The organism is Serratia sp. BIGb0234 (assembly GCF_024809915.1).
GTDB classification, from domain to species: Bacteria; Pseudomonadota; Gammaproteobacteria; order Enterobacterales; family Enterobacteriaceae; genus Serratia; species Serratia liquefaciens.
Genome location: NZ_JANUEI010000001.1, coordinates 1344391 through 1369840, shown reverse-complemented (window position 1 = coordinate 1369840; position 25450 = coordinate 1344391). Strand labels below are relative to the sequence as shown.

Annotated in this window: 24 protein-coding genes; 15 read left to right on the top strand and 9 right to left on the bottom strand. The window is 55.2% G+C overall.

Going from position 1 to position 25450, the window contains the following annotated elements; translation table 11 throughout:
* Positions 1 to 4 precede the first annotated feature (4 nt).
* Both M2407_RS06785 and tus read left to right on the top strand, forming a co-directional pair.
* On the top strand, positions 5 to 1270 hold the full coding sequence (locus tag M2407_RS06785; protein WP_259217340.1) for an MFS transporter: 1266 nt from the start codon (positions 5 to 7) through the stop codon (positions 1268 to 1270).
* A 148-nt stretch (positions 1271 to 1418) separates the two neighbouring features.
* Positions 1419 to 2357: a DNA replication terminus site-binding protein gene (tus, locus tag M2407_RS06780; protein ID WP_259217264.1), complete on the top strand. Its 939-nt coding sequence runs from the start codon at positions 1419 to 1421 to the stop codon at positions 2355 to 2357.
* Here tus and M2407_RS06775 read toward each other — a convergent pair.
* From M2407_RS06775 to M2407_RS06760, 4 genes are all read right to left on the bottom strand, one after another.
* Positions 2347 to 2715, bottom strand: coding sequence for a VOC family protein (locus tag M2407_RS06775; RefSeq protein WP_130015679.1), 369 nt, complete (start codon positions 2713 to 2715; stop codon positions 2347 to 2349). The genes tus and M2407_RS06775 overlap by 11 nt on opposite strands.
* Positions 2716 to 2804: 89 nt before the next feature.
* Positions 2805 to 3494 carry a YafY family protein gene (locus M2407_RS06770; protein ID WP_259217258.1) on the bottom strand — a complete coding sequence of 230 codons (690 nt, stop codon included), beginning with the start codon at positions 3492 to 3494 and terminating at the stop codon, positions 2805 to 2807.
* Positions 3495 to 3552: 58 nt separating this feature from the next.
* Positions 3553 to 4950, bottom strand: a complete 1398-nt coding sequence (gene fumC, locus M2407_RS06765; RefSeq protein WP_259217256.1) for a class II fumarate hydratase — start codon at positions 4948 to 4950, stop codon at positions 3553 to 3555.
* Between the two features lie 261 nt (positions 4951 to 5211).
* Positions 5212 to 5544: a hypothetical protein gene (locus M2407_RS06760; RefSeq protein ID WP_259217254.1), complete on the bottom strand. Its 333-nt coding sequence runs from the start codon at positions 5542 to 5544 to the stop codon at positions 5212 to 5214.
* Between the two features lie 525 nt (positions 5545 to 6069).
* Between M2407_RS06760 and manA the strand changes: the two genes are divergently transcribed.
* A complete protein-coding gene (manA, locus tag M2407_RS06755) occupies positions 6070 to 7248 on the top strand; it encodes a mannose-6-phosphate isomerase (protein ID WP_259217253.1) in 1179 nt (392 codons plus the stop codon).
* 141 nt (positions 7249 to 7389) lie between these two features.
* Positions 7390 to 8913, top strand: a complete 1524-nt coding sequence (locus tag M2407_RS06750) for a YdgA family protein (protein WP_259217250.1) — start codon at positions 7390 to 7392, stop codon at positions 8911 to 8913.
* A gap of 193 nt (positions 8914 to 9106) precedes the next feature.
* On the opposite strand, the gene M2407_RS06745 is transcribed toward M2407_RS06750, so the two are convergent.
* Positions 9107 to 10273: a serine hydrolase gene (locus tag M2407_RS06745; RefSeq protein WP_259217248.1), complete on the bottom strand. Its 1167-nt coding sequence runs from the start codon at positions 10271 to 10273 to the stop codon at positions 9107 to 9109.
* A 101-nt stretch (positions 10274 to 10374) separates the two neighbouring features.
* On the opposite strand from M2407_RS06745, the gene M2407_RS06740 reads away from it, so the two are divergent.
* The 3 genes from M2407_RS06740 to M2407_RS06730 all read left to right on the top strand — a co-directional run bounded on the left by M2407_RS06740 (position 10375) and on the right by M2407_RS06730 (position 13301).
* Positions 10375 to 11304 carry a LysR family transcriptional regulator gene (locus M2407_RS06740; protein ID WP_187962818.1) on the top strand — a complete coding sequence of 310 codons (930 nt, stop codon included), beginning with the start codon at positions 10375 to 10377 and terminating at the stop codon, positions 11302 to 11304.
* A gap of 163 nt (positions 11305 to 11467) precedes the next feature.
* Complete coding sequence (locus M2407_RS06735) at positions 11468 to 12070, top strand: TetR/AcrR family transcriptional regulator (protein ID WP_122079193.1); 603 nt, start codon at positions 11468 to 11470, stop codon at positions 12068 to 12070.
* Positions 12071 to 12158: 88 nt separating this feature from the next.
* The gene (locus tag M2407_RS06730; protein ID WP_259217339.1) at positions 12159 to 13301 is read left to right on the top strand and encodes an MFS transporter; all 1143 of its coding nucleotides are present in this window, start codon (positions 12159 to 12161) and stop codon (positions 13299 to 13301) included.
* Between the two features lie 45 nt (positions 13302 to 13346).
* Here the strand turns inward: M2407_RS06730 and ampC are convergent, their stop codons facing one another.
* Positions 13347 to 14483: a cephalosporin-hydrolyzing class C beta-lactamase gene (gene ampC / locus M2407_RS06725; protein ID WP_130015675.1), complete on the bottom strand. Its 1137-nt coding sequence runs from the start codon at positions 14481 to 14483 to the stop codon at positions 13347 to 13349.
* Positions 14484 to 14687: 204 nt separating this feature from the next.
* Between ampC and M2407_RS06720 the strand changes: the two genes are divergently transcribed.
* Positions 14688 to 15563 carry a LysR family transcriptional regulator gene (locus tag M2407_RS06720; RefSeq protein WP_201895309.1) on the top strand — a complete coding sequence of 292 codons (876 nt, stop codon included), beginning with the start codon at positions 14688 to 14690 and terminating at the stop codon, positions 15561 to 15563.
* A gap of 2 nt (positions 15564 to 15565) precedes the next feature.
* On the opposite strand, the gene M2407_RS06715 is transcribed toward M2407_RS06720, so the two are convergent.
* On the bottom strand, positions 15566 to 16597 hold the full coding sequence (locus M2407_RS06715) for a Mal regulon transcriptional regulator MalI (RefSeq protein WP_259217338.1): 1032 nt from the start codon (positions 16595 to 16597) through the stop codon (positions 15566 to 15568).
* 262 nt (positions 16598 to 16859) lie between these two features.
* Between M2407_RS06715 and malX the strand changes: the two genes are divergently transcribed.
* Both malX and M2407_RS06705 read left to right on the top strand, forming a co-directional pair.
* A complete protein-coding gene (gene malX / locus M2407_RS06710; protein WP_048760927.1) occupies positions 16860 to 18479 on the top strand; it encodes a maltose/glucose-specific PTS transporter subunit IIBC in 1620 nt (539 codons plus the stop codon).
* A complete protein-coding gene (locus M2407_RS06705; protein WP_259217238.1) occupies positions 18472 to 19653 on the top strand; it encodes a MalY/PatB family protein in 1182 nt (393 codons plus the stop codon). Before malX ends, M2407_RS06705 begins: the two co-directional genes overlap by 8 nt.
* 44 nt (positions 19654 to 19697) lie before the next feature.
* On the opposite strand, the gene M2407_RS06700 is transcribed toward M2407_RS06705, so the two are convergent.
* Complete coding sequence (locus M2407_RS06700; protein ID WP_122079186.1) at positions 19698 to 20066, bottom strand: NUDIX hydrolase; 369 nt, start codon at positions 20064 to 20066, stop codon at positions 19698 to 19700.
* Complete coding sequence (locus M2407_RS06695; protein ID WP_122079183.1) at positions 20063 to 20659, bottom strand: NUDIX domain-containing protein; 597 nt, start codon at positions 20657 to 20659, stop codon at positions 20063 to 20065. The genes M2407_RS06700 and M2407_RS06695 overlap by 4 nt, the downstream gene beginning before the upstream one ends.
* Before the next feature lie 100 nt (positions 20660 to 20759).
* Between M2407_RS06695 and M2407_RS06690 the strand changes: the two genes are divergently transcribed.
* The 5 genes from M2407_RS06690 to M2407_RS06670 all read left to right on the top strand — a co-directional run bounded on the left by M2407_RS06690 (position 20760) and on the right by M2407_RS06670 (position 25394).
* On the top strand, positions 20760 to 21515 hold the full coding sequence (locus tag M2407_RS06690) for a DeoR/GlpR family DNA-binding transcription regulator (RefSeq protein ID WP_044550769.1): 756 nt from the start codon (positions 20760 to 20762) through the stop codon (positions 21513 to 21515).
* A gap of 384 nt (positions 21516 to 21899) precedes the next feature.
* A complete protein-coding gene (locus M2407_RS06685; protein WP_048760914.1) occupies positions 21900 to 22880 on the top strand; it encodes a 6-phosphofructokinase in 981 nt (326 codons plus the stop codon).
* 10 nt (positions 22881 to 22890) lie between these two features.
* Positions 22891 to 23205 (top strand): PTS sugar transporter subunit IIB, encoded by a 315-nt coding sequence (locus M2407_RS06680; RefSeq protein ID WP_020826731.1) that lies wholly within the window; start codon positions 22891 to 22893, stop codon positions 23203 to 23205.
* On the top strand, positions 23198 to 24565 hold the full coding sequence (locus M2407_RS06675; RefSeq protein WP_020826730.1) for a PTS sugar transporter subunit IIC: 1368 nt from the start codon (positions 23198 to 23200) through the stop codon (positions 24563 to 24565). The genes M2407_RS06680 and M2407_RS06675 overlap by 8 nt, the downstream gene beginning before the upstream one ends.
* Entirely contained in the window at positions 24552 to 25394 is an 843-nt protein-coding gene (locus M2407_RS06670) for a class II fructose-bisphosphate aldolase (RefSeq protein WP_048760913.1), read from the top strand. Before M2407_RS06675 ends, M2407_RS06670 begins: the two co-directional genes overlap by 14 nt.
* Positions 25395 to 25450: the final 56 nt, after the last annotated feature.

The following is a 25450-nucleotide window of genomic DNA, read 5'->3' as shown; positions in this document are numbered from 1 at the left end:
CGGTATGCCGTCGACGCTGGCCGCTAACGACGACGCGGCTGCTGCGCCAAAAACCCAACGTTCCACTCTTAACAAACTTCCCTACATCGAGCGCGGTACGCCGCAGTTTATGCGCGTGACCCTGGCGCTGTTTTCCGCCGGACTGGCTACCTTCGCCTTGCTGTATTGCGTGCAACCGATTCTGCCGGTTTTGTCGCAAGACTTTGGCATATCCCCGGCGGAAAGCAGCCTGTCGCTGTCGGTGTCTACCGGATTGCTGGCCCTGGGCCTGATGTTTACCGGCCCGCTGTCTGACGCCATCGGCCGTAAACCGGTGATGGTTGTGGCGCTGCTGTTGGCGGCAATTTGTACCCTGATTTGCGCCTTTATGACCAGTTGGCAAGGCATTTTGCTAATGCGTGCGCTGATCGGGCTTTCCCTGAGCGGAGTCGCCGCCGTTGGCATGACCTATTTGAGCGAAGAGATCCACCCCAGTTTTGTCGCTTTTTCCATGGGGCTGTATATCAGCGGGAATTCCATCGGCGGCATGAGCGGCCGATTGGTGACCGGGGTTCTGACCGACTTCTTCTCCTGGCGCGTGTCACTGGCGGTGATCGGGCTATTCGCTCTGGCCGCCGCCTGCATGTTCTGGCGTATTTTGCCCGCTTCAAAACATTTTCGCGCCAGTTCGTTGCGCCCACGTACCCTGCTGATCAACTTCCGTCTGCACTGGCACGATAAAGGCCTGCCGCTGCTGTTTGCCGAAGGTTTTCTGCTGATGGGCAGCTTTGTCACCATGTTCAACTATATTGGTTACCGCCTGCTGGCTGATCCTTACCACCTGAGCCAGGCGATTGTCGGCCTGTTGTCGGTGGTCTATCTGACCGGTTCATACAGTTCGCCGAAGGCCGGTGCCATGACGTCCCGCTTCGGCCGCGGGTCAGTGTTATTGGCTTCGACCCTGATTATGCTGATCGGGATACTGATTACTGCCCTGGCCCCGGTCGCGGTGATTTTTATCGGCATGATGCTGTTCACCGCCGGTTTCTTTGCCGCCCATTCGGTTGCCAGCAGTTGGATCGGACGTCGCGCCCGCCGCGCCAAAGGACAAGCATCCTCGCTGTATTTATTCTGCTATTACGTTGGTTCCAGCGTCGCCGGGACCCTCGGCGGTGTTTTCTGGCACAGCTTCGGTTGGAATGGCGTCGTGGCATTTATCAGCGTGATGTTGCTACTCGCCCTGCTGGTCGTGCATTACCTGAAAAAACTGCCGGAAGCAGCTCGCGTTTAACCCTCCCCCCTGTACCCACGGGTGCGGGGGGCCTTAACCCCTCTGGTTAGCCTGGACCACTCGGTGTCTCATTCCTCACCTTAGCCGAAGCTGCCCTTCCGTTTGTCGTCCCCTTAATGTATGTTGTAACTAAAATGAGAGGTGCCAGATGGATAAATACGATTTAATTGGCAGGATGAATGGTTGTTTTAACCAACTGGAACAGGCGCTGACAGCCTTCCACCAGCAGGTATTACCGTTACGTTTGTTAGCCGGCAGGGTGTTCAGCCTACCGGAAATCGAGAAAGGCAAAGAGCATGCGACGATAGAACAGATTGCCGTCGAGCAGCATGTCGGCCAGGCCGCTCGCGACCTGGCGCTGGAGCATTATCAGCGGTTATTTATCCATCACAATAAACACAACGTCAGCAGCAAGGCTGCGGTACGCCTGCCCGGCGTTATTTGCCTGGCGGTAGAGCAGCCGGAATACCTGCAGATCCAGACGCAAATTGGCCTGATAAACCGGCTGAAAGCCGAGCTGGAACAGATTATTACCGTCGATTCCGGCCTGGCGCCGGAGCAACGCTTTGACTTCGTTCATACTCATCTGCACGGCCTGATTACTCTTAGCGCCTACCGTAGTTTGACCGTTGTGACGGATCCGGACTCGGTGCGGTTCGGTTGGGCCAACAAGCATATTATCAAGAACGTAAAGCGCGACGATATTCTGGCGCAACTGGAAAAGAGCCTGAAAGCCGGCCGAGCGGTACCGCCACATAACCGTGAACAGTGGGCAGAACTGGTCAGCCGTGAAATCGATGATGTCAGTCGCCTGCCCCAGCAGGCGGCGCTAAAAATCAAGCGGCCAGTGAAAGTTCAACCCATTGCCCGGGTATGGTATCAGCCGCAGCAAAAACAGGTACAGCACCCCTGCCCGCTGCCGCTGATTGCGCTATGCCAGGTGGAAAATGGCGCCCAGGTGCCGAAGATTGGCGAGTTGCTCAATTACGACGCGGCGACGGTCAAACATAAATATAAGCCGGACGCCAAGCCGTTGAGGTTGCTGATCAAACGGCTCCACCTGTATACCGACGCCCCTACTCGCTGAGGCTGTAAACCCGCAGACGGTGGCCGTCAGGATCGGTGGCGACGAAGCTATGACCGAAGTCCAGCGTCACCGGCGGCTGAATGATATTCAGCCCCCGATCGCGCCACTGCTGATAAAGCGCGTCCACCTGCTGCGGCAATTCGCACAGAAAACCGAGTTCACCACCGCCACCGGTCACCGTCGCGCCAGGCTGCACGGTATGCTTCGACCACATCGCCAATTTGAGGCCGTTACTCAACACAAACAGCGCAAAAGTGGGCGAAAGCTCCACCGGCTCCTGCCCCAGTAACTGACGGTAGAAGATGGCGCTTTTTTCTGGGTTATCGACATAGAGAAGGGTCATATTTGGGGTTGTCATCGCATTAACCTTTGGGTGAGGGAACCGGCTGGCTCCCGAGACCTTAAGACTAAGCGCCCCTACTGACAGTTTTTGGCAGCAGTGTGGGATTACTGCGTAGGGATGCCCTGCGATTGATGCCACTCTTTCATCAGCAGGCGGCGTCCTCGTGGATAGCGTTGCGCCAGCGGCGTAGCCAGCCGGATACGATCGAGACGAAAATGGCGGAATGACTGACGCAGTTCGCACCAGGCCACCAGCATCCTCGCCTGCTCAAAGTAACCGAGGGCAAAAGGCCAGAGGATACGCTCGCTTTCATTGCCGTTGTTATCGCAGTAATGCACCTCGAGCTTGCGTTCCTTGCGAATGACTTCGCGGATCAACACCAGGGTTTCGTCCGCCACCTTGATCAAATCCAAGGGACCAATCAATAACGTGCTGGCCTCTAGCTCGTCGCGTAATGCTGCAGGCAGCACGTCGGCAATTTTTACCAGGGCATTATTGGCCGCTTCGGCTAACTGACTGTCACCCCGGCGGCCTACCCAGCGCATGCCCAACACCAGTGCTTCAATTTCCTGCTGTGAGAACATCATCGGCGGCAGCATAAACCCCGGCCGCAGCACATATCCCACGCCCGCTTCCCCAACAATCTCGGCTCCCTGCTGCTGCAAGGTGGCAATATCGCGATACAGCGTGCGCATGCTGATATTCATTTCCTGCGCCAACGCGTGGCCGGCGACCGGGTAGCGATGCCGTCGCAAGATTTGCATCAGCTCGAGTAGACGCTCGGTGCGTGACATGCATTTTCTCCATAAAAAAGGCTTACCTCAGTAAGCCTTTTACAAGCCGAGCAATCAATTACTTCTTCATACTGCCAACCATGTCTTCCGGACGTACCCACAGGTCGAACTGCTCTTCGGTCAGGTAGCCCAGCTTCAGCGCGGAAGCTTTCAGCGTCAGGCCTTCCTTATGCGCTTTCTTGGCAATTTCGGCCGCCTTGTCATAGCCGATATGCGTGTTCAGCGCGGTAACCAGCATCAGCGACTCATTCAGCAACTGGCTGATGCGATCGCGATTAGGTTCAATGCCCACAGCACAATGCTCATTAAAGCCCTGCATGCCGTCAGCCAGCAGGCGGATCGACTGCAGATAGTTGTGGATCACCATAGGCCGGAACACGTTTAGCTCAAAGTTACCGGAGGCGCCGCCAATATTGACCGCCACATCATTACCCAGCACCTGAGCACACAGCATGGTCATCGCTTCACACTGGGTCGGGTTGACCTTGCCCGGCATAATGGAGCTGCCCGGCTCGTTTTCGGGGATCGCGATCTCGCCAATGCCGCAACGTGGGCCGGAAGATAGCCAGCGCACGTCATTGGCAATTTTCATCAGCGAAGCCGCCAGCCCTTTCAACGCGCCGTGGCCGTGCACCAGTGCATCGCAGGTAGCCAGCGCTTCAAATTTGTTAGGGGCGGTGACAAACGGCTGCCGGGTCAGATCAGCCAGGGCCTTGGCTACGCGAACCGCGTATTCCGGATGAGTATTCAAGCCGGTGCCCACAGCGGTGCCGCCCAGCGCCAGTTCGCAAATATGTGGAATGCTGGCTTCAATATGCTGCAGGTTGTGCGCCAACATCGCCGCCCAGCCGGAAATCTCCTGCCCCAGGGTCAGCGGCGTGGCATCCTGTAAATGGGTGCGGCCAATTTTGACGATATCGCGATAGGCTTCCGCTTTGTCGCAAAGCGTTTTATGCAGCACTTTCAGTTCGGGAATCAGGTGTTCACGCACGGCGATCACCGCCGCCACGTGCATCGCCGTCGGAAACACGTCGTTGGAGCTTTGGCTCTTGTTAACGTCGTCGTTCGGATGGACTCGGCGCTCTTCCCCACGCACGCCACCCAACAGTTCACTGGCGCGGTTGGCCAGCACTTCATTCATATTCATGTTGGTCTGGGTGCCGGAGCCGGTTTGCCAGATAGACAGCGGGAACTCGTTCGTATGCTGGTCCGCCAGCACTTCATCGGCGGCGCTGATAATGGCGTTGGCCCGCTCCGCAGGCAGCAGCCCCAGGTCCATGTTCACGCTGGCAGCGGCGCGTTTGGTCAATGCCAGCGCATGAATCAACGCGGTCGGCATCTTTTCGGAAGAAATGCGGAAGTGCTCCAGGGAACGCTGCGTTTGTGCGCCCCATAGCCGGTCGGCCGGCACTTCGATGGGTCCCATAGAGTCTTTTTCAATACGAACGGCTGCCATCACTATCTCCTTAGTACAATTCCTAAAAATGTACGATTACGCCAGCGCGCGCGAGGCCGCGGGCACACCCATCCAGTATAGTGACATAATAACTATTCGCATTAAGAGAGTTGCCTCACAGCATTTTTCCTCCATTGTCATGGTTATTGTGCGGGTTTTATTTTCTGGCAACACGTCCTTGCCGTTTTCATCGGCCAATTGAATATCGACAATAGAAAAAGCGCCGTCTGGCGCTCTCTTTATTAATTTCTGACGAAGGAATTAATGGTGATGTTGATTATAAGCATTAATTCTTTGGTCCTGCAGATGGTTGATTTCATCGTAGGCATCCTGGCGTTCATTATGGCGGTAAACGCCCATCCCCACCGCACCGGCCGCGGCGGCAACCGGGTGGGCGACCGGTGCGGCAGTCACCACTGGCGCCGTTGTCACCACCACCGGAGCCGGCGCAACAACCACCGGGCGCGGTACGACTACCACCGGGCGAGGTGCGACGACAACCGGGCGGACACCGTAGCCGTAAGCATGGGTCACCACCACGGCCGCATTGGCACCGGAAGTACACATCAGCAGAACCAGCAAAATTTTTTTCATTAGCGCCTCGGCGTTAGGAATAATCGGAGAATCATTTTATTGGCCTGCACTGTATAGCGGTGCTACAGGTTAATTTAAGCCATTTGTGTGGTTGGCAATTTAAACGGAGTCATTATGGTGATAGAGATATTCAGCAGGTAATAATTTGCGTCAAAAAACACAGCTTGAAATATAACGAACAAATAAAGCCAAAAATAACATTTATTTTTGCGCTCACGCCGTCTGAAATTTTGTTATTGCCACCGTCAACTTGCCCACAAACGAAAATGGCGTTTTTTAAGCCGTTCAGGCCAATGTTCAGTGATATCTGGAGGGTGACAGAGGTCGTTATCTCGTTATACTTTACCCACCCTGAGCTGCGGCCCGGCGCGAATACCTTATACCGCCGACCACTGCGCCACTTGTTTGATCGCGCACCATTTTGTCACCCTCTTTCGGGTGTAGGATAAGACGCACAAAATTTGTTTGTTTTACAGTCAGCCAATTACCGTCACCTGGCGGCGAATGCAAAGGACGTTTATCAAAATGCAAAAAATGACCAACGCAGTGCAAAACTATGCATGGGGCAGCCACGACGCGTTAACCCAGCTGTATGGCATTGCCAACCCACAAGGACTGCCGATGGCGGAACTGTGGATGGGGGCTCACCCGAAGAGCAGCTCTCGCGTAGCCGGTACCGACGGTAATTTGCGTTCGCTGCGCGATGTTATTGATGAAGATCAGCCTAAGCAGCTGGGTGCCGAAGTCGCACGTCGTTTCGGCGAGCTGCCGTTCTTGTTCAAAGTGCTGTGCGCCGATCAGCCGTTGTCGATTCAGGTGCATCCAAGCAAATCCGCCGCCGTAGCGGGCTTCGCCAAAGAGAACGCGGCCGGCATTCCGTTGGATGCTGCCGAGCGTAATTACAAGGATCCCAATCATAAGCCGGAACTTGTATTTGCCCTGACGCCTTTCCTGGCGATGAATGGCTTCCGCGAACTGTCCGACATTGTTTCCCTGCTGCAGCCGATCGCCGGTGCACACCACGATATCGCCGCCTTCCTGCAGCAACCGGATGTCAGCCATCTGTCCGCTCTGTTTGCCAGCCTGCTGGCGATGAGCGGCGAGCAGAAATCGCTGGCGCTGGGGGTGTTGAAAGCCGCGCTGAATAACCAACAGGGGGAAACCTGGGACACGGTGCGCTTCATTGCCGGTTTCTATCCGGATGACAGCGGTCTGTTCTCGCCGCTGCTGCTGAACGTGGTGCAGTTGCAACCTGGCGAAGCGATGTTCCTGTATGCCGAAACGCCACACGCTTACCTGAAAGGGGTGGCGCTGGAAGTGATGGCCAACTCGGACAACGTGCTGCGCGCCGGTCTGACGCCAAAATTCATCGATATCCCAGAACTGCTGGCCAACCTGCAGTTCCGCCCGCAACCAGCCTCAGGGCTGCTGACCCAGCCGCAAAAGCGCGGTGACGAACTGTTCTTCCCGATCCCGGTAGAGGACTTCGCCTTCTCGCTGCACGATCTTTCCGCTGCTCCACAGGCATTGGCGCAAGATAGCGCGGCCATTGTTTTCTGCGTTGAGGGTGAAGCGGTACTGAGTAAACAGGATCAGCAACTGGTGCTTAAGCCCGGTGAATCCTGCTTTATCGGCGCTTTCGAATCGCCGGTCAGCGTTAGCGGCACCGGTCGAATCGCGCGTGTTTATAATCTGTTGACGTAAACACTCGGTAAATTTCCGCAAATTAGTTGCTGAAAGAGTAGCTTACCTTCACAATTAAACGCCTGCGGGCGTTTTTTTGTTGGCCCAAATTTGCCCATCCATCTGCGAGAGACAGATGGCTCAATAAGGATGAACAGAACTATGAAAAAATCGTTAGTCGCTGTTAGCGTCATTGTGGTTCTTGGCGCGGCATGGACCGGGGCTTCCTGGTACACCGGCAAACTGATCGAACAACGGATGGGTGAAGTGGTTGAGAACGCCAACAGCCAGCTGAAAGCCTACCTGCCGAAAGCCGGCGTTAAACTGGGTTATGAGAATTACCAACGCGGTATTTTCAGCAGTAAAATTCGCTATGTGCTGCGTGCCGACGGCAGCGTCACTACCGACGACGCTCCGCTGAAGCCGGGTGACGAAGTGGCGTTCCAGGAAACCATCGACCATGGTCCGTTCCCGTTTGCCCAGTTGAAGAAATTCAACCTGCTGCCAAGCATGGCATCGGTGCACACCGAGCTCGAAAACACCGCAGCGACCAAAGGCCTGTTTGATATCACCAAGGGCAAGTCTCTGTTTACCGCGGAGTCGCGTATTTCCTACAGTGGCGACACCTCCTCCGCCATTGACGTGATCCCGCTGGATTACCAAAAGGGCAAGTCGGCGCTGAAGTTTAGCGGTGCGACCATCAATGCCGATGTGTCACGCGACATGAAAGCCATCACCCTGGACGCCAACAGCGACAGCGCGGTGATCAGCGGCCCGAACCAGTTTGGTCAGACCGAGCAGGTTCAGTTGCTGGGTGTATCACTGAAGAGCCAGACCCATGCCGGGCAGTTCGATCTCAGCCTGGGTAATCAGAACCTGGTGTTGAAACAGATTAAGGTTGCCGTTGACGGTAAAGACACCCTGTTGTTGGACGGCTTTAAGCTGGCGAGCCAATTTGGCGAAAAAGACAGCAACCTGAACGGTCAAATTGATTACACCATCGATTCGCTGAAGGTGCAGAACAGCGACTTCGGCTCCGGCAAGCTGTTGCTGAAAATCGACAAACTGGATGCCAAATCACTGAAAGAGTTCGCCGACCGGTACAACCAGCAGGCGATGGCCATGCTGCAACAGGCGCAAACTATGGATCCGGTGGCTTACCAACAGCAGACCACCGACATCCTGCTGCAGAACCTGCCGCTGTTGTTGAAGGGCAATCCGTCCATCAGCATCGCGCCACTGAGCTGGAAAAACAGCAAGGGTGAAAGCACCTTTACGCTGAATCTGGATCTGACCGATCCAGCGCAGGCCGGCTCCCCGGCAGAATCTCCGGACCAGTTGATTGCTCGCTCGGTGAAAAAGATCGACGCCAACCTGAGTATTCCGGTGGCGATGGCGACGGAAACCACTTCGCAAACGGCCTTACTGCAAGGCTACAGTGCCGAAGAGTCGCAAAAACTGGCGGAACAACAGGTGCAAGGGTTAGCAGCCATGGGCCAGATGTTCAAACTGACCACCCTGAAAGAGGGTGTGATCGGCAGTAGCTTCCACTACGCTGATAACCAGGTTGATCTGAACGGCAACAAAATGTCGCTGCAGGAATTCATCGGCATGTTTGGCCTGTTGGGCGCCCCGGCCGAAGACAGCGCACCGGCACAGGACGCGGTACCCGCCCCTGCACAGTAAAAGCTAATTCACGCTCAAGAGGCCCGACGTTCGGGCCTCTTTTTTATCCCCCGCCCGCTCTTTCCTGCTTTGCCTTTTTTCCTGCCAGGCGTTAATCGTCATCATGGTCAGGCCATATCGTTTTATACACGCTCAGCGCTGGTCGATCGCGCCAAAGCCGCAACCTTCCTTCATAGGCTTAAGCAGGAGATGCTTAGCGAGTGGGTGCGTTTGTCCCGTAGACGGCATCGCGGATTTGTTGCGGATAAAGTCCGCTCATGCCTTCAAAGGCCGTATTGGTCAAGGCTACCACGCTGATCGCCGCTTGCGGATCGTAAAACCAGCTGTGGCCATAGACACCGCCCCACTGCAAAGTGCCGTTATGCTGAGGCGTTGCCGCCAACTGCGCGTCCTCCAGTACCGCCCCGCCGAAACCAAACCCCCAGCCGGGCCCCTGAGTCTCGGCGTGCGACCCGACATGCGCTTGACGCATCAGCGCTGCGGTGGCCGGCTGTAAAATGCCTTCCTTGCCAGTGCGCAAGGTTTCCACCAACTGCAACACATCGTCTGCATCGCCGACCATGCCAGCGCCGCCAGAAGGATAGGCCTGAGCGTCCAGCGCACGCGAGGGTGCCATTTCAATCTCGAAGCCGAACCCTTCCGGCAGGGTCAGCAACATGCCATCTCGTATAGGTTCCGGCTGCGCGGCAGTGTCGTGATACGCCGTTGCCAGATTATCGGCATCGGCGGTGTAAAAACCGGTATTACGCAACCCCAAAGGTTGGGCAACCCAATGGTTGAACACCTGCGGCAAGGGCTCGCCCGCCACCTGTTCCAGCACAGCCCCCAGCACATCGATTGCCAGTGAATAGCGAAACTCGCTGCCCGGCTCGGCCAACAGATCGGCCTGCGCCAACAGGCGCAGATTCTGCTCCAGCGTTAACGACGACAGTTCCATACCGTCTTTAATGCCGAGTCGATGATACGGTCCTTCCGCAGGCTGACTCAGACCATAATCCAGCCCGGCAGTATGGCTCAGCAAATGACGGATTTTAATTGGCGGGCGAACCCCATCGGCCAGCGCCGGAGTAAACCACGGCAACCAACGGCTGACGGTATCATCCAGCCCCAGCTTTTGCTGTTCGACCATGCGCATGGCCGCCAGCGTAATGTAAGGCTTGGACACCGACGACAGCCGAAATTGGGTCCCACGCCTCATAGGCTTCTTCTGTTCACGATCGGCATAGCCGCTGGCATTGGCGTAAACTACACGACCGTGCCGAGCGACCAGCACCACGCTGCCAACGATACGCCCTTCATCAATCGCCCGTTGGCTAACGCCCTGCACTCTTTTTGCTAATGACTGATCCGCTATCGACATGTTTTGTTGCTCTCTGAGGATGATGAAATCAGTCTAAAGCGATTATTATAAAATTAAATGCCGCATTTCTTAACGGATCATTAAGCAGGAATTACTGATAGATGAGCTCACTGTTGCAGCTGCTGCCGTTTTTCGAAGCCGTCGCCCGATTGGGCAGTTTTACTCAGGCAGCCAATCAATTGGGCGTCACGCCTCCGGCTGTCTCGCAAAACATTCAGGCGTTGGAAACCCGCCTGGGCGTACGGCTGTTCAACCGCACCAGCCGCTCCGTGCGGCTAAGCGATGAAGGCCGCTTGTTTTATCAACGGGTGGCTCCGGCTATGGGTCAGATTGACGTGGCGGCCGAAGATCTGCGAACTTTACGCGGCCGCCCTTCCGGGCTGTTACGCATCACTCTGCCACAGCTGGCGGCTTCGCTGCTGGTTATCCCGCATTTGGCCGAGTTTCAGGCGCGTTACCCCGAGATCCAACTTGAACTGTTTACCGACGACCATTTCTCCGATCTGGTGCTGGACAGTTTTGATGCCGGTATCCGCATGCACGCCATGCTGCAAAAAGACATGATTGCGATCCCCATCGACAACGGTCAGAAACGGGTGGTGATCGCCGCCCCCGGCTATTTGGCGCAGCACGGCACGCCGCAAACACCGCAAGCGCTGAACGATCACGACTGTCTGCGCTACCGTTTTCCCGGCAGCGGTAAATTCGAACCCTGGTACTTCAAGCAGGATGGCGCGCAGCTGACGCTGGAGGTCGGCGGCAGCCTGATATTTAATGAAGACAGACTGATTAAAGATGCCGCGCTGGCGGGATTGGGCATCACCCAGCGGTTTAGCGGCACGGTACACCGAGAACTGAGCAGTGGGCAACTGGTGGAAGTTCTGGCCGATTACGGCAGCGATGCTCCCGGATTTTTCCTCTATTTTCCCGCCAGTCGGCATATGCCGCTCAAGCTGCGCGTGTTTATTGATTTTATGCGCGAAAAACGAGCGCAACAGTCTCCTTTCGAAAACAGCCTTAGCGCGCCCTGAGTCTTTTTTGGCTGCACCGTGACCGGAAACATCGTAATTAACTGATAAATATAAATATATTTTATTAGACCATTCGATAAATAACCGAGGGGAAATTATTTGACTGATCGTTCCACAATCAATACTATACGGCCTCAACTCATTTAAAGCCCCCCAATCCGCCATGAGTGCTGAAAAACCTATCTATCCAGGTCGTCCGAGACAGTTCGAAGATGAGGATGTCATTGATGCCGCCGTGGCCGTTTTTAGCGTCAATGGCTATGCAGGCACCTCTGCGCAAGATTTATGCAACGGTACCGGGTTGGGGAGAGGAAGCCTATATAATGCCTTTGGTAGCAAGCAAGCTCTGTACGAGCAAGCGTTGTTGCGCAGCCATGAACACACCATGTCGGCGCAATTAGCCATTCTCACCCAGCCTGGCCTGGTGAAGGAACGACTACGTACCCTGCTGCTGTGGGGAATTGCCGAAGATCTCTCGCAACCCGAGCAACATGACGCCATGGTCTTGTTCTCGGCACTGGAGCGAGGCAGCAAAGACCAGGCGGTCGCCAGTCTGAATCAGGAATATCGGCAACGTTTAGAACAAACCCTGGTCGCGGTGTTTACCGAAGGCCAACAAACAGGAGAACTCGGTAGCAAAGCATCCGCGATGGAAATGGCCAGAGGCTTTTTAGCCGGTTATTACGGTTTGCGCGTGCTGAATAAAAACATTTCAGATAGAAACACCCTCGAAGACGTCGTCGCAGGTCTGTTAATCAACTTATAAAACAAAGAAAAAATCTCACGCAGAGTATTAAATATTTTTGTAACGATCATTCAAAATCCAGGAGAGCAGTAAAGCTATGCCGTTAGCAGTGTATATATTGGGGTTGGCCATTTTTTCAATTGGCACAGCTGAATTAATGGTGGCGGGCATGATGTCTACTTTGTCCGAAGCCTTTAGCATCACCGTCGGGGAAGTTGGCCATTTAATTTCTTATTATGCCTTTGGCGTAATGTTGGGTGGCCCGGTATTAACCTATTTTTTCTTAAAATTTAAAGCCCCCTACCGAACCACCTTATTGTGGCTATTAGCTCTGTATGTGGTGGTACAAGGTTTGAGTGCCTTTATTTCCGACTATTCTATTCTGGTTGCTATCCGAATTGTGACGGGCATTTTATGCGCTGGGTGTTTGAGCCTCTCGCTGGCGACCAGCATGGCGCTGGTTCCGATACAACACCGCCCGCGCGCCGCTTCAATAGTCATCGGCGGTTTCATGGTCTCTAACGTATTCGGCGTCCCTCTTGCGACTATCATCGATCAACACTGGGGCTGGCGCATCACCTTCGGTCTGGTCGCCGTGTTGGTCTTTATCTGTTTGCTTGCGCTGGTTCGCCTGTTACCCGCTATCGCCGCAGGCAGGACGCTCAAAATGGCAGAGGAAATCAAGGCGTTTAAAAACAAGGCCTATTGGAAAGCCTGCACCACCAGCTGCTTAATTCTGGGTGCCAGCTTCGCAGCCTTCAGCTATTTCGTTCCCGTTTTGGTCGACGTCAGCGGCTTTAGCATGCAGGCCGTGCCGTTTATTTTGATGCTTTACGGCCTGGCCAATATTGTCGGTAACATGATCACCGGGCGCTTGGCCTATCGCCACAGTCTAGCGATTATGGTGGTGGGGCTGTCTATTCTCAGCCTGTCGTTGTTCGGCATGGCGTTATTTGCCGAATACCCGTTAATCGCCATTTGCGCGGTAATACTGATTGGCCTATCCGGTGTGCCAATGAACCCTGCCATGATGGCGAGAATTGTTAGCGTGGCGCATCCAGGGCCTATGGTTAATGCGGTTCATACCTCAGTGATTAATATTGGTTTAGGTGGCGGTTCTTATTTGGGGGGAATGGCGATCGCCTCCGGTTATGGCTTGCGTTCGGCGTTGTGGATCGGGATGGCATTGGCAGTATTGGCGCTGTTGTCAATTTTACCCTATTTGCGTCGCGGTCAGCAGGGCTGGCGTTAATTTATAACGAGTGAAGTCAGGGGCGCCGCAGCGCCCCTATTGGTATCAGCGTTTGTCCAGCGCCTGAACAATACGGTAAGTGGCTGCAACCCGGTCATCGTTCGGGAACCATTTATTGGCCAGCATCACCACCGCAATTTTTTGCGATGGAATAAATACCGCATAGGTGGAGAAGCCGCCGGTCGAACCGGTTTTGTTGTACCAGGCCGCGCCCTGATCCTGCTTCGGCGGCGTTATCGCCGTGGCCGGCGCCCCGTTCATGATCATCCCGGCATTGTTGCCTTCCGTCAGCGTCGCCAACTTCTCTGGATACGCATAGCTTTCCCACATCAGATCCTGAGTAAACACCCCGGTGCGGTAATAACCAGTATGGGTGGCCGCCAGCGCCTTGCGCCACGGATCCCCGACCTTGACCACCTGCATGTTGGCGTCGAGGTAGCGGATCAGATCCTGGGCGTTGGATTTGATGCCGTAGGCTTCGGCATCCAATGGCCCCGGCGTGACGCGCACCGGTTGGTCTTTTTTATTGTAACCCTGGGCGTAATTCGCCATTTCTTCGGCCGGCACCTTAATATAAGTGTGATTCATCCCCAGAGCCGGCAGCAGCTGTTTTTCCATCGCCTGGGTAAAGGGCTGGTTCAGGCTCTTGGCGGTAATCATCCCCAGCATACCGATGCCCAGGTTGGAATAAACGCGGTAGCTGCCCACCGCATGCGGCGGCTGCCATTGTTGGTAATAGGCCATCAACTGCGCATCGTTGGTCACGTCGTCCGGGACAAACAGCGGCAAACCGGAGGTGTGGGTCGCCAGATTCAACAAGGTGACATGGTCAAAGGCACTGCCGCGCAACGCCGGCAAATATCGACTGGCCGGATCGGCAAACGACATTTTGCCTTCACTGACCGCGTAGGTCGCCAAGGTCGCAGTGAAGGTTTTGCTCAATGAACCAATTTCAAACAGCGTCTGGTTGGTGATTGGTTTGCCGGTCTGCCTGGACGCCACGCCATAGTGATAAAACTGCTGTTTCCCCTCTACCGATACCGCAATTGCCATGCCTGGAACGGCATATTTCTGCATCAGCGGCTGAATAATGGCGTCAATGTCGGCTTTGTCGGCGGCATGGCCTGCCGGCAGGATCAGTGCGGCGAACAACGCGGCCGCCAAGCGATTTATTTTCGTCATAATGAAGCTCTTGAGTTTTAGGGTATCGGCCGAGGCTAAAAGATTTTGTTGTCATTCGACACAAAGACATCCCTGGTTGATGAAGGTATTCCTTTTCTGACTGCGTGATATCCGCACCAGCTGCGCAAAATATCGGGGTTTAGACATAGATTGACAAGCGATAATAATTTCAGCCAGCATAAAGAAAAACTTATGGCTTAGCTTATGCGCAATCGACTTCCTCTGAATGCTCTGCGGGCGTTTGAATCCTCCGCCCGCCACCTGAATTTTACCCGCGCCGGATTGGAACTGAGCGTTACCCAGGCCGCCGTCAGCCAACAGGTGCGAACGCTCGAACAACAGTTGGGTATTCAACTGTTCCGGCGGCTGCCGCGTGGTCTGGATCTTACCGAAGAAGGACAGGCGTTGCTGCCGATATTGACCGACGCCTTCGACCGCATTGAATCGGTGCTACAGCAGTTCGAAGGCGGGCATTTCCATGAGGTGCTGACGGTGGCGGTGGTTGGTACCTTTGCCGTTGGGTGGCTAATGCCGCGTCTGGCGGCCTTCAGAGCATCGCATCCGTTTATCGATCTGCGTGTCTTGACCAACAATAACCTGGTTAACCTGTCCGCCGACGGAATGGATTTTGCTATCCGCTTCGGCGAAGGACGCTGGCCCGCTACCCACAACCTTAAATTGTTTGACGCCCCGCTGACGGTGCTGTGCCCGCCGGAAATCGCCCAACGCCTGCGCACGCCGCAGGATCTACAATACGAACTTCTGATGCGCAGCTATCGCAAAGACGAATGGGAGCGTTGGTTCACCGCTGCACAGGTCACGCCATGGCGGATAAACGGCCCGGTATTCGACTCTTCGCGGCTGATGGTGGAAGGTGCCATTCACAGCGGCGGCGTCGCCCTGGCACCGGCCCGCATGTTTGCTCGCGAATTACGCGAGGGGGTATTGCAGCGCCCCTTTGCCGCCGAAGCCAATCTTGGTGCTTACTGGCTCACCCACCTGAAATCACGCGATATGACACCCGCGATGAAGGTGTTTGTCGGGTGGATACAGCAACAGGCCAATGAAGAGTCGGCGTAAATTCAGGCAGAACCGCGTTTAATCAACATTGGTGGCAGGATAACGTTTTGCGGCGGCAACCCGGTATCAGCAATCCGCTGTAGCAAGCGTGAGGCCGCGCTGCGGCCCACTTCACGCGCAGAACTGGAAACCAGCGTCAAGGGCGGCTCGAACAGTTCGGCTTCCGGAACGTCGCCAAAACCGATCAGGGCCACCTGCTGACCGTAATAGGTATCCACGCCTTCCGAGCCAATACTGCGCCCACTACGTACGATGCCAAAATAAGCCCCCAGCGCCACCGACGCCTTGTGGCACACCAGTGCGCTGATGTTCGGATACTGGCGCAGCAGATTTTCTGCCGCTTCCGCCGCCGCCCGTTGCTGACAGTCGCACTCGACAATCCATTCGGTGCGAAAAGGCAGGCCGTACTGTACCAACGTGGCGCAAAAGCCCCCCAGGCGCTCGGCGCGGGTCAACGAGCTGCTTTGCCCGCCGAGATAGGCGATTTGGCTGTGACCGCGTTTGATCAGAAATTCAGTGGCCAGTTTGGCGGCCTGCATATTGTCCGGCCGCACCACGTCTACCCCGTCCAAACCGTTGGAACGTGCCGCACAGACTAACGGAACCCCCTGCTCTGCGGCTTTTTCCTTCAGCCCCTCGGCCATACGCACGCCGCCCGCCAGCACCATGCCGTCAACGCCGTGCTCCAGCAGGGTATCAAAACAACGCATCAGCCCTTTGCCATCGCGACCGCTTTGGGTCAGGAACAGCACTTTGCCGTGTTCCTCCAGCACTTCACTCAGCCCGGCGGTCATTTCCGCATAAAACGGTTCGCAAATATCACGCAGGATCAGCCCAATCACGCCCGACTCTCCGCCACGCAGCGTCGCCGCCTGACGGTTACGCACGTAGCCCAGGCTTTCAATCGCCTGATTCACCCGCGTTACGGTGGTCGATGAAATGCGCCCTTTGCCACTCAGCACCAGCGAAACCGTGGTGACGGAGACGCCGGCCTGCTGCGCAACATCAGTGATGGTGATCTTTTTGATGGTCATGACCTCGGCGAGCCCGATCCTGGGCATTCTGTCCCCTGGCCAGTCAAGGGTAGCAAGCCAGGGGGATGTCTCTTGAAGCAAATGGTATACCGAATCTGTTTGATCAGTAAAACGTTTTACTGGCTGATTCATTCTCACCGCAAAGCAGGCTTTGAAATTGTGATTAGCGGCGCATTTTTGCTAGGTAAAACGTTTTATCTTATTTTTACCTAACAGGGGTACACACCACTTTTGCACGCTTTTTCGCCAGGAGCCGCCGGTTATGCCAGCACCTAAAAAACAAAAAATTACGCTCTGGGAGTTTTTCCAAAGCCTGGGCAAAACATTCATGCTGCCCGTCGCCCTGCTGTCGTTCTGCGGCATCATGCTGGGGATCGGCAGTTCGCTAAGCAGCCGCGACGTCATCACCCTGATGCCGTTTATCGGCCACCCTGCCTTCCAGTTGTTGTTCACCTGGATGAGCAAGATTGGCTCATTCGCCTTCAGCTTCCTGCCGGTGATGTTTGCCATCGCCATTCCGCTGGGCATGGCGCGTGAAAACAAGGGTGTCGCCGCGTTCTCGGGCTTTGTCGGCTTTGCGGTGCTGAACCTTGCCACCAACTTCTATCTGACCACCGCCGGCATTTTGCCCACCACCGATCCGCTGGTGTTGAAAGCCAATAACATCCAGAACATCCTCGGCATTCAGTCGATCGATACCGGCATTCTGGGGGCGGTGATCGTCGGCATTATCGTTTACCTGCTGCATGAGCGTTTTAATACCATTCGACTGCCGGATGCGCTGGCGTTCTTTGGCGGCACCCGCTTCGTACCGATCGTCACTACCCTGGTACTGGGCCTGTGTGGGCTGGTGATTCCTCTGATCTGGCCGTGGTTTGCCGCCGGCATCAACGGGCTGGGCTGGGTGATTAATGGTGCCGGTGCCTTTGGGCCGATGATTTTCGGTACCGGCGAACGCCTGCTGTTGCCGTTCGGCCTGCACCATATTCTGGTGGCGCTAATTCGCTTTACCGAGGCGGGCGGCACGCTGGACGTATGCGGCCATAGCGTCAGCGGCGCACTGACCATCTTCCAGGCTCAACTCTCCTGCCCGACCACCACCGGCTTTGCCGAAAGCGCCACCCGCTTCCTGTCACAGGGTAAAATGCCGGCATTCCTCGGCGGTCTGCCGGGAGCGGCGTTGGCAATGTATCACTGCGCCAAACCGGAAAACCGCCATAAGATTAAGGGCCTGCTGATCTCCGGCGTAGTGGCCTGCGTGGTCGGCGGGACTACCGAACCGATCGAGTTCCTGTTCCTGTTCGTCGCGCCTTTCCTGTACTTCATTCATGCCATCCTGACCGGGCTGGGCTTCACCGTGATGGCGCTGCTGGGTGTAACCATCGGCAACACCGACGGCAACATCATCGACTTCGTGGTGTTCGGCATCCTGCACGGCACCGCCACCAAGTGGTATCTGGTGCCGATCGTTGCCGCCATCTGGTTCGCGGCCTACTACGCTATTTTCCGTTTCTCCATTCAGCGCTTTAATATCAAAACGCCGGGCCGTGAAAGCGAGACTGCCGGCAGCCAAAGCGCCCCTGTCGGTGCGGTAGGCAAATCCGGTTATAACGTGCCGGCAATCCTGGCGGCGCTGGGCGGTAGCGAGAACATCGTCTCTTTGGATAACTGCATCACCCGTTTACGCTTGTCCGTTGATGATATGAGCAAAGTGGACGATGCCGCGCTGAAAGCCAACCGCGCGATTGGCGTGGTGCACCTTAACGAGCATAACCTGCAGGTGGTGATCGGCCCGCAGGTGCAATCGGTGAAAGATGAATTAGACTCACTGATAGCCGCCGCGCAACCTGCTGCGGCCCTGCAGGGAGCGTCTCATGTTTGATTTTTCTACCCCGGTCGATCGGCACGGTACCTGGTGCACGCAGTGGGATTACATTGCCGATCGCTTTGGCCATGACGATTTATTGCCTTTTACCATCTCCGATATGGATTTCGCCACCGCCCCCTGCATCCTCGAGGCGCTGCAACAGCGCCTGCAGCATGGCGTACTGGGTTACAGCCGCTGGCAGCATGAAGATTTTCTCGGTGCGGTACGCCACTGGTATCAACAGCGCTTTGCGACCGCCGTCGACACCAACATGGCCGTGTATGGCCCGTCGGTAATTTATATGGTGGCGCAACTGATTCGCCAGTGGTCGGCACCGGGTGAATACGTGGTCACCCATACCCCGGCCTATGACGCCTTTTATAAGGTGATCCTCGGTAATCAGCGCCAACTGTTGGCCTGCCCGCTGCATAAGCAGAGTAACGACTGGTTGTGCGATATGGCGCACCTGGAAGCCTTGCTGGCACGGCCACAGACCAAAATTCTGTTGCTGTGCAGCCCGCAGAACCCGACCGGCAAGGTATGGCGCGCAGAAGAATTACAGCAGATGGCCGAGCTGTGCGAACGCCACGACGTACGGGTGATCAGCGATGAGATCCACATGGATATGGTCTGGGGGGAAAACCGCCACACGCCGTGGAGTCAGGTCGCCACCACGCCCTGGGCACTGCTGACTTCAGGTTCGAAAACCTTCAATATCCCGGCGTTGACCGGCGCCTACGGTTTTATCAGTGACGATGCCAGTCGCGAGGCTTATTTCCAGCAGTTGAAAGCGCGCGACGGCTTATCTTCCCCGGCGGTGCTGGCGGTGGCGGCGCATATTGCCGCTTATCGCCATGGCGAACCCTGGTTGGATGCGCTGCGTGATTACCTGCAGGACAACCTGACGTACGTTGCCGAGCGGCTGAATCAGGCCTTTCCCGCCCTGGCCTGGCAGCCGCCGCAGTCTACCTATCTGGCCTGGATCGATCTGCGCCCACTGGGCATAGACGATCGCCAGCTACAGCAGGTTCTGATCGAACGCGAAAAGGTAGCGATTATGCCCGGTTTCACCTACGGCGAAGAAGGCCGTGGCTTCCTGCGGCTGAACGTAGGTTGCCCGCGCAGCAAGCTTGAGGCGGGCATGGACAAGCTGATAAATGGGTTGAAGTTTGTGTTGGACGAGGTTTGAACTGAGGGGCTGGAAGGCAGGCGAAAGCCTGCCTTTTTTCATTCTTACGGTGTCAACTGCGGGATATCATCCAGACGATAATACACCGGTATTCCCCACTCATTAGCCAGGCGCACGTCGTTATCCGCGCCGGCCGACGCCCCTTCGATGCGATAAATAGCCTGGCACTGGGCTATCAGTCGGTGGGCCACCGGATAGAGAAACGCTTCACTCACCGCATCCCCCAACTGGGTCGAACCGGCCGCCGCTGCCAGGGGCAGCGCCAACCATTCGCCGATCACCGGCACATGCCCACGCTGATAGACCGCCAGCGCGGCCTGCTCCAACCGGTGCAAGTTGTCGGCAATGCGCTGTGTATCGCCATCGGTGCCGCTACGGTACGGGCCGGCAATCAGGATCAGTTGGGCGCTCATATACGTTTCTCCAGAGTGTGGTTTAGGGCAACAAACTGCAGCAGCATGATGGTTTTGGCATCGACAATGGTGCCCTGGCTGACAGCGCGCAGTGCGTCTGCCAACGGCAGTTCCAGCACTTCGAGATCTTCACCTTCCGCTTCCACCCCACCGCCATTGCTGACCCGCTCATCGGCCCGGTATTCGCCGACAAAAAAGTGCAGTTTCTCCGTCACCGAACCGGGGCTCATGTAAGCTTCAAACACCTTTTGCACGTTTTGCACGATATAGCCGGTTTCTTCTTCCGCTTCGGCCCGGATGCGTTCTTCCGGCGACGCATTGTCCAGCAACCCGGCGGCAGCCTCTATCAGCATGCCGTCGTGCCCATTGACGAACGCCGGGAAGCGGAACTGACGCGTCAGCACTACCTTTTGCCTTTGCCGGTTAAAGAGCAAAATGGTGGCTCCATCGCCGCGGTCGTAGGTTTCACGGCTTTGTCGCTGCCATACGCCATCGCGACGCAAAAAATCAAAGGTGGTTTTTTTCAGCAAATACCAGTCATCAGACAATACCCGGGTTTCGACAATGCGAACCCGATCTTGGGTAGCGATCATGGTGCTCAACTCCACAAGCAGGAAAGGAAATTGATACTATCGTGCATTTTCGTGTATGATCAAGATATTTCGTGCAGTGCAAATTTAACGGGAAAACGCCATGCTCACCAGCCAACGTAAAAAAATCATTCTGGAAAAACTGGCTCAGGACGGACAGGTTCTGGCCAAACAGCTCAGCGAGATGTTCGGGTTGTCCGAAGATACCCTGCGGCGCGATCTGCGCGAATTGGACAGTGAAGGCCTATTGCAACGAGTGCACGGCGGTGCGCTGCCGGTTTCCCCGGCCATTGCCACCTTTGCCGAAAGAAACGGGCAGGAATCAGCCGCCAAACGTGCGATTGCCAAAGCCGCGGCGGCAATGATTACCCCTGGGCAAGTGGTAATTCTGGATGGCGGCACGACTTCTGCCGAATTGGTCAGGCAGCTCCCGCCCACGCTGGAAGCCACCGTCGTCACCCACAGCCCCAGCGTGGCTGTCGGTCTGGTAGACCACCCGAAAGTCGAAGTGATCCTGATCGGCGGGCGTTTATATAAACATTCGATCGTCAGCGTTGGCGCAGCCGCAGTGGAAGCCATGTCTCATATTCGCGCCGATATTTATTTTATGGGCGTGACTGGCGTGCACCCTACCGCCGGCCTGAGCACCGGCGATCTCGAAGAGGCTTACATCAAGCGGGCACTGGCCGCACGGGCGGCAGAAACCGTGGTATTGGCCTCGGCCGCCAAGCTCAATGCCGCCTCGCAATATGCCATTGGCGATATTTCCATGGCGCAGAGTATTATCGTCGAGCGCTCCACCGATGCTGCACTGACGGGCCCGCTGGAACAGGCCGGTTTGACCGTGGTTAGAGCCTGAATAACCTCAATCATTAAATAACTTAATAAATACGTGGCTATTTCTTTTATCCGCGTATTTATTAACGTCACACTCAGCGTATCGAATAAAAATGCGAGAGTTATCACACTTCATTAAACTTATTTCTATGCTCCTCCTCATTGATGGCGGTAAAACCGGCCTTAACGCGACGTAAACGCAACTCGTTGATTATTAATAATCATCATCTAAAAATCTCGAAGCCGCCAAAAATAAAATGAGATCTCCTTCGCAAAATTAATCCTGCCGGCAAGCCTGTCAAGGTCATCTATAAAAATATTTGTGATAGTTTTGTGATGTCGCCTGCAAATTTTACCGATGCCAAAAATGACAATGAGCTCCACGGAATTGGCTGGAGACAGGTATATGAAGATTGGCGTAGTAATAAGCGGCGGCGATGTCACCGGGATCAATAACTTTATTTTCCAGGTCGCCAGGTTGGCGCAGGCAGATATCATTCTGTTTAACGGCGGCATCCCCGGATTATTGGCTAATCAGCACCATCCTATTGCCCAACGCGATTTGGTTGATTTCTCCATTTCATCAATGCCGATAATCTCTTCCGGTCGCACGGCCAAGAAATTGACGGCTGGAGAATATGAAACCATCAGCAAACAGCTTAAGGCCTTGCACATAGACGTGCTTATTATGGCCGGTGGTGACGGGTCGCTGCAGTTTTTAAATACGCTCAGTGAATTCGGTATTAACTGTTTTGGCGTGGGGATGACTATCGACAATGACGTTTTCGGCAGTCATTACAGCATTGGCTTTTCCACCGCCTGCGAACAGGTGATAAAAGAAGTTTCAAAACTGAGAAACACCGGACGCGCCCTGCCCGGACGCGTGTTCATGATTGAGCTGCTGGGCGGTTACTGCGGGGAGTTGACGCTGCAATCGGCCATCAAATCCAATGCGGATTTTGCCCTGATCCCGGAATGCCAATATGCCTTGAATCAGCTGGCAGAGAAAATAACTCAACGACTTGAGCAGCAAAATAGCGTGATTATTTTGTGCTCAGAGGGTTATACCAAAGAATACTCGCCCGGTTTTCAAGGCGCTATCGACACCATGATAAAACAATTGGAGCCAAAAATTGGCGTGCGTATTCGTAAAACGATTATGGGCTACGGTCTGCGCAATGGTGAACCGACCGGCGAAGAGATTTATCAGGGGACCATTATGGCCAGCGAAGTGGTTCGCTGTATTTATTCAGGAATGAAGAACAAGGCAATCATTATTAATGCCGGCAACCAACCTATTCCCATCGATTTAATCAGCATGCAGAAACGTTTGGTTGATACCGAAGGACACCATTACAAACTCGCCAGGCAATTAAATATAATCTGAGGAGATACCCATGCTTAAAATACTGTGCGTATGTGGCTGTGGCCTCGGCTCCAGCTTTGCCATCGAAATGAGCGCAAGAGCGGTGCTGAAGAAATTAGAGATTGAGGCAGATATTGATCACACTACTATCTCTGAGGCCAGCGCCTTTAAATCAGATATTATTCTTACCCAGAAAACCTTCGCCGATATTTTAAATGCCGACGCCAGCGAAGAGGAAAAGAAGCGGGTCATTATTCTGCATCGGCTTACCGATAAAGTGGAAATTGAGCAAAAGATCGTGGCCTTCCTGAAAGAACGTGACATGAAGGAAACCCGCCATGAATAGCCTGATTGACTTTATCGTCAAAGATCTGTTGGGCCAGGCTTCCATTCTGGTCGCTTTTATCGCCATGCTGGGGCTATTGCTACAGAAGAAATCGATCGGCAAAGTGGCCGAAGGCACCTTCAAAACCCTGCTGGGTTTCCTGATCATGATGGCGGGCATCAACATTATTGTCGGTGCCTTGACCTATCTGAACAGTATATTCACCCAAGGGTTCGGCATGACCGGTTATATCACCGACGTTGCCGCCATCGCCGGCTTGGCCAACCGCGAGTTGGGTTCAGAAGTGGCGCTGACCCTGATGGTAATTTTCGCGGTGAATATCATCATTGCGCGCATTACTCCGTTCAAATACATCTTCCTGACCGGCCAGGCATTGCTGTGGATGGCCACCATAGGGGCGGTGATCGGCTATAAGGCCGGGCTGACCGGCATGCCGCTGATTCTGACCGGCGGCATATTCGGCGGCGTGATGGCGGTCTTGATGCCTGCGCTGGCCCAGCCGGTGGTGCGCAAAATTACCGGTTCGGACGATGTGGCCCTGGGGCACTTCTGCACCATCGGTTATCTGGTACAGGCTGCCGTCGCCAAGGTGGTCGGTAAGGGCTCCCGCTCCACCGAAGACCTGGAGCTGCCCGATAACTTCAAGTTCCTGCAGGACACCTACCTGTCGATGGCGGTGGTGATGATCCCGATGTATCTGATCCCGGCGCTGGCTGCCGGTCCGCAGTACATCGCCCAGTATGCCGGCGGCATGAACTACCTGATGTATTCCTTTATGCAGGCCATCCAGTTTGTCGCCGGCGTATTTATCCTCTACAGCGGCGTACGCCTGCTGCTCAATGAGCTGGTACCCGCCTTCCGCGGTATCGCCCTGCGCGTCGTGCCGGATGCCAAACCGGCGCTGGACTGCCCGGTGCTGTTCCCTTACGCCCCCAACGCGGTGATCGTCGGCTTCCTCGCCACCACCCTTGGCTCAATCATCGGCATGATCGTTTTCCCAATGTTCGGTCTGGCGATGATCCTGCCCGGTCTGCTGACCAACTTCTTCGCCGGCGGCACCGCAGGCATCTTCGGTAATGCGCTCGGTGGCCGTCGCGGCGCCATGATTGGTGGGGTGGTTCATGGCCTGTTTATCACCTTCCTGCCGGCCATTCTGGTACCGATGCTGGAAAGTTACGGCTTTGTCGGGGTGACCTTCAGCGACTCCGACGTCATCAGCAGTGGGCTGGTGATGGGACATGCTTTCCAGGGCAACTGGCTGTTCATCGCCCTGTTCATCGCCTTCGTCACGCTGATTGCGTGGTTTGTTAACGGTAAATCAACCAAGCACCATGAGGAAAAAGTCCATGAAACTCTATAATTTCAACGAGCTGTTGTCAGTGGCCAAAGCCCGAGATTTCAAGGCGATAGGTTCATTCAATCTCCACTGTCTGGAAATGTTACCGGCCTTTTTCAAAGCGGCCAAAAGTATGCACAGCCCGTTGATGATCCAGATTTCGACCGGTACTGCCGAATATTTGGGTTACAGGCTGCTGGTTGATTCGGTGCGTTCTCTGGCCCAAAGCGAGGATGTTCCCACCTGCCTGCATTTGGATCACTGCTCTGACATTGCCTCCATCGAGACGGCGATTGACGCAGGCTTCAGTTCGGTAATGTATGACGGTTCGCACCTGGAAATGGATGAGAACATCGCCAATACCCGTCGAGTGATCGACATTGCTCGCCAACATAACGTGTCGGTAGAAGCCGAATTGGGTGCCATCGGCGGCTCCGAAGACGGTAAGGCGGTGGCAGAAGAGGATATCTGCTTTACCACGGTGGAAGATGCCAAACGCTTTGTCGATGAAACCGGGGTCGATATGCTGGCGGTGTCGGTAGGCACCGTCCACGGGCTCTATACCGGCAAGGCGCATATCCAGCACCAGCGTCTGGCGGAAATCACCGCCGCCACAGGTACCCCGCTGGTGCTGCATGGCGGTACCGGCGTCAGCGATGAAGATATGCGCCTCGCGGTAGCCGGTGGCATCGAGAAAGTGAACGTGGGCACCGAGATGAACGTGCAATGGGTAGACCGATGCAAACAAACCTTTGAAAAGGGCAAGGTCAATGACAGCGTGCGCAAATTCCTGATCCCCGCCAACAATGCCGTTACCCAGGTATTAACGGAAAAGATCGGCCTGTTTAAATAATCACTGCCCTATTTTCTTTTTTATAAAATCCTCAACCCTGGTGCCCCGGCGCCCGT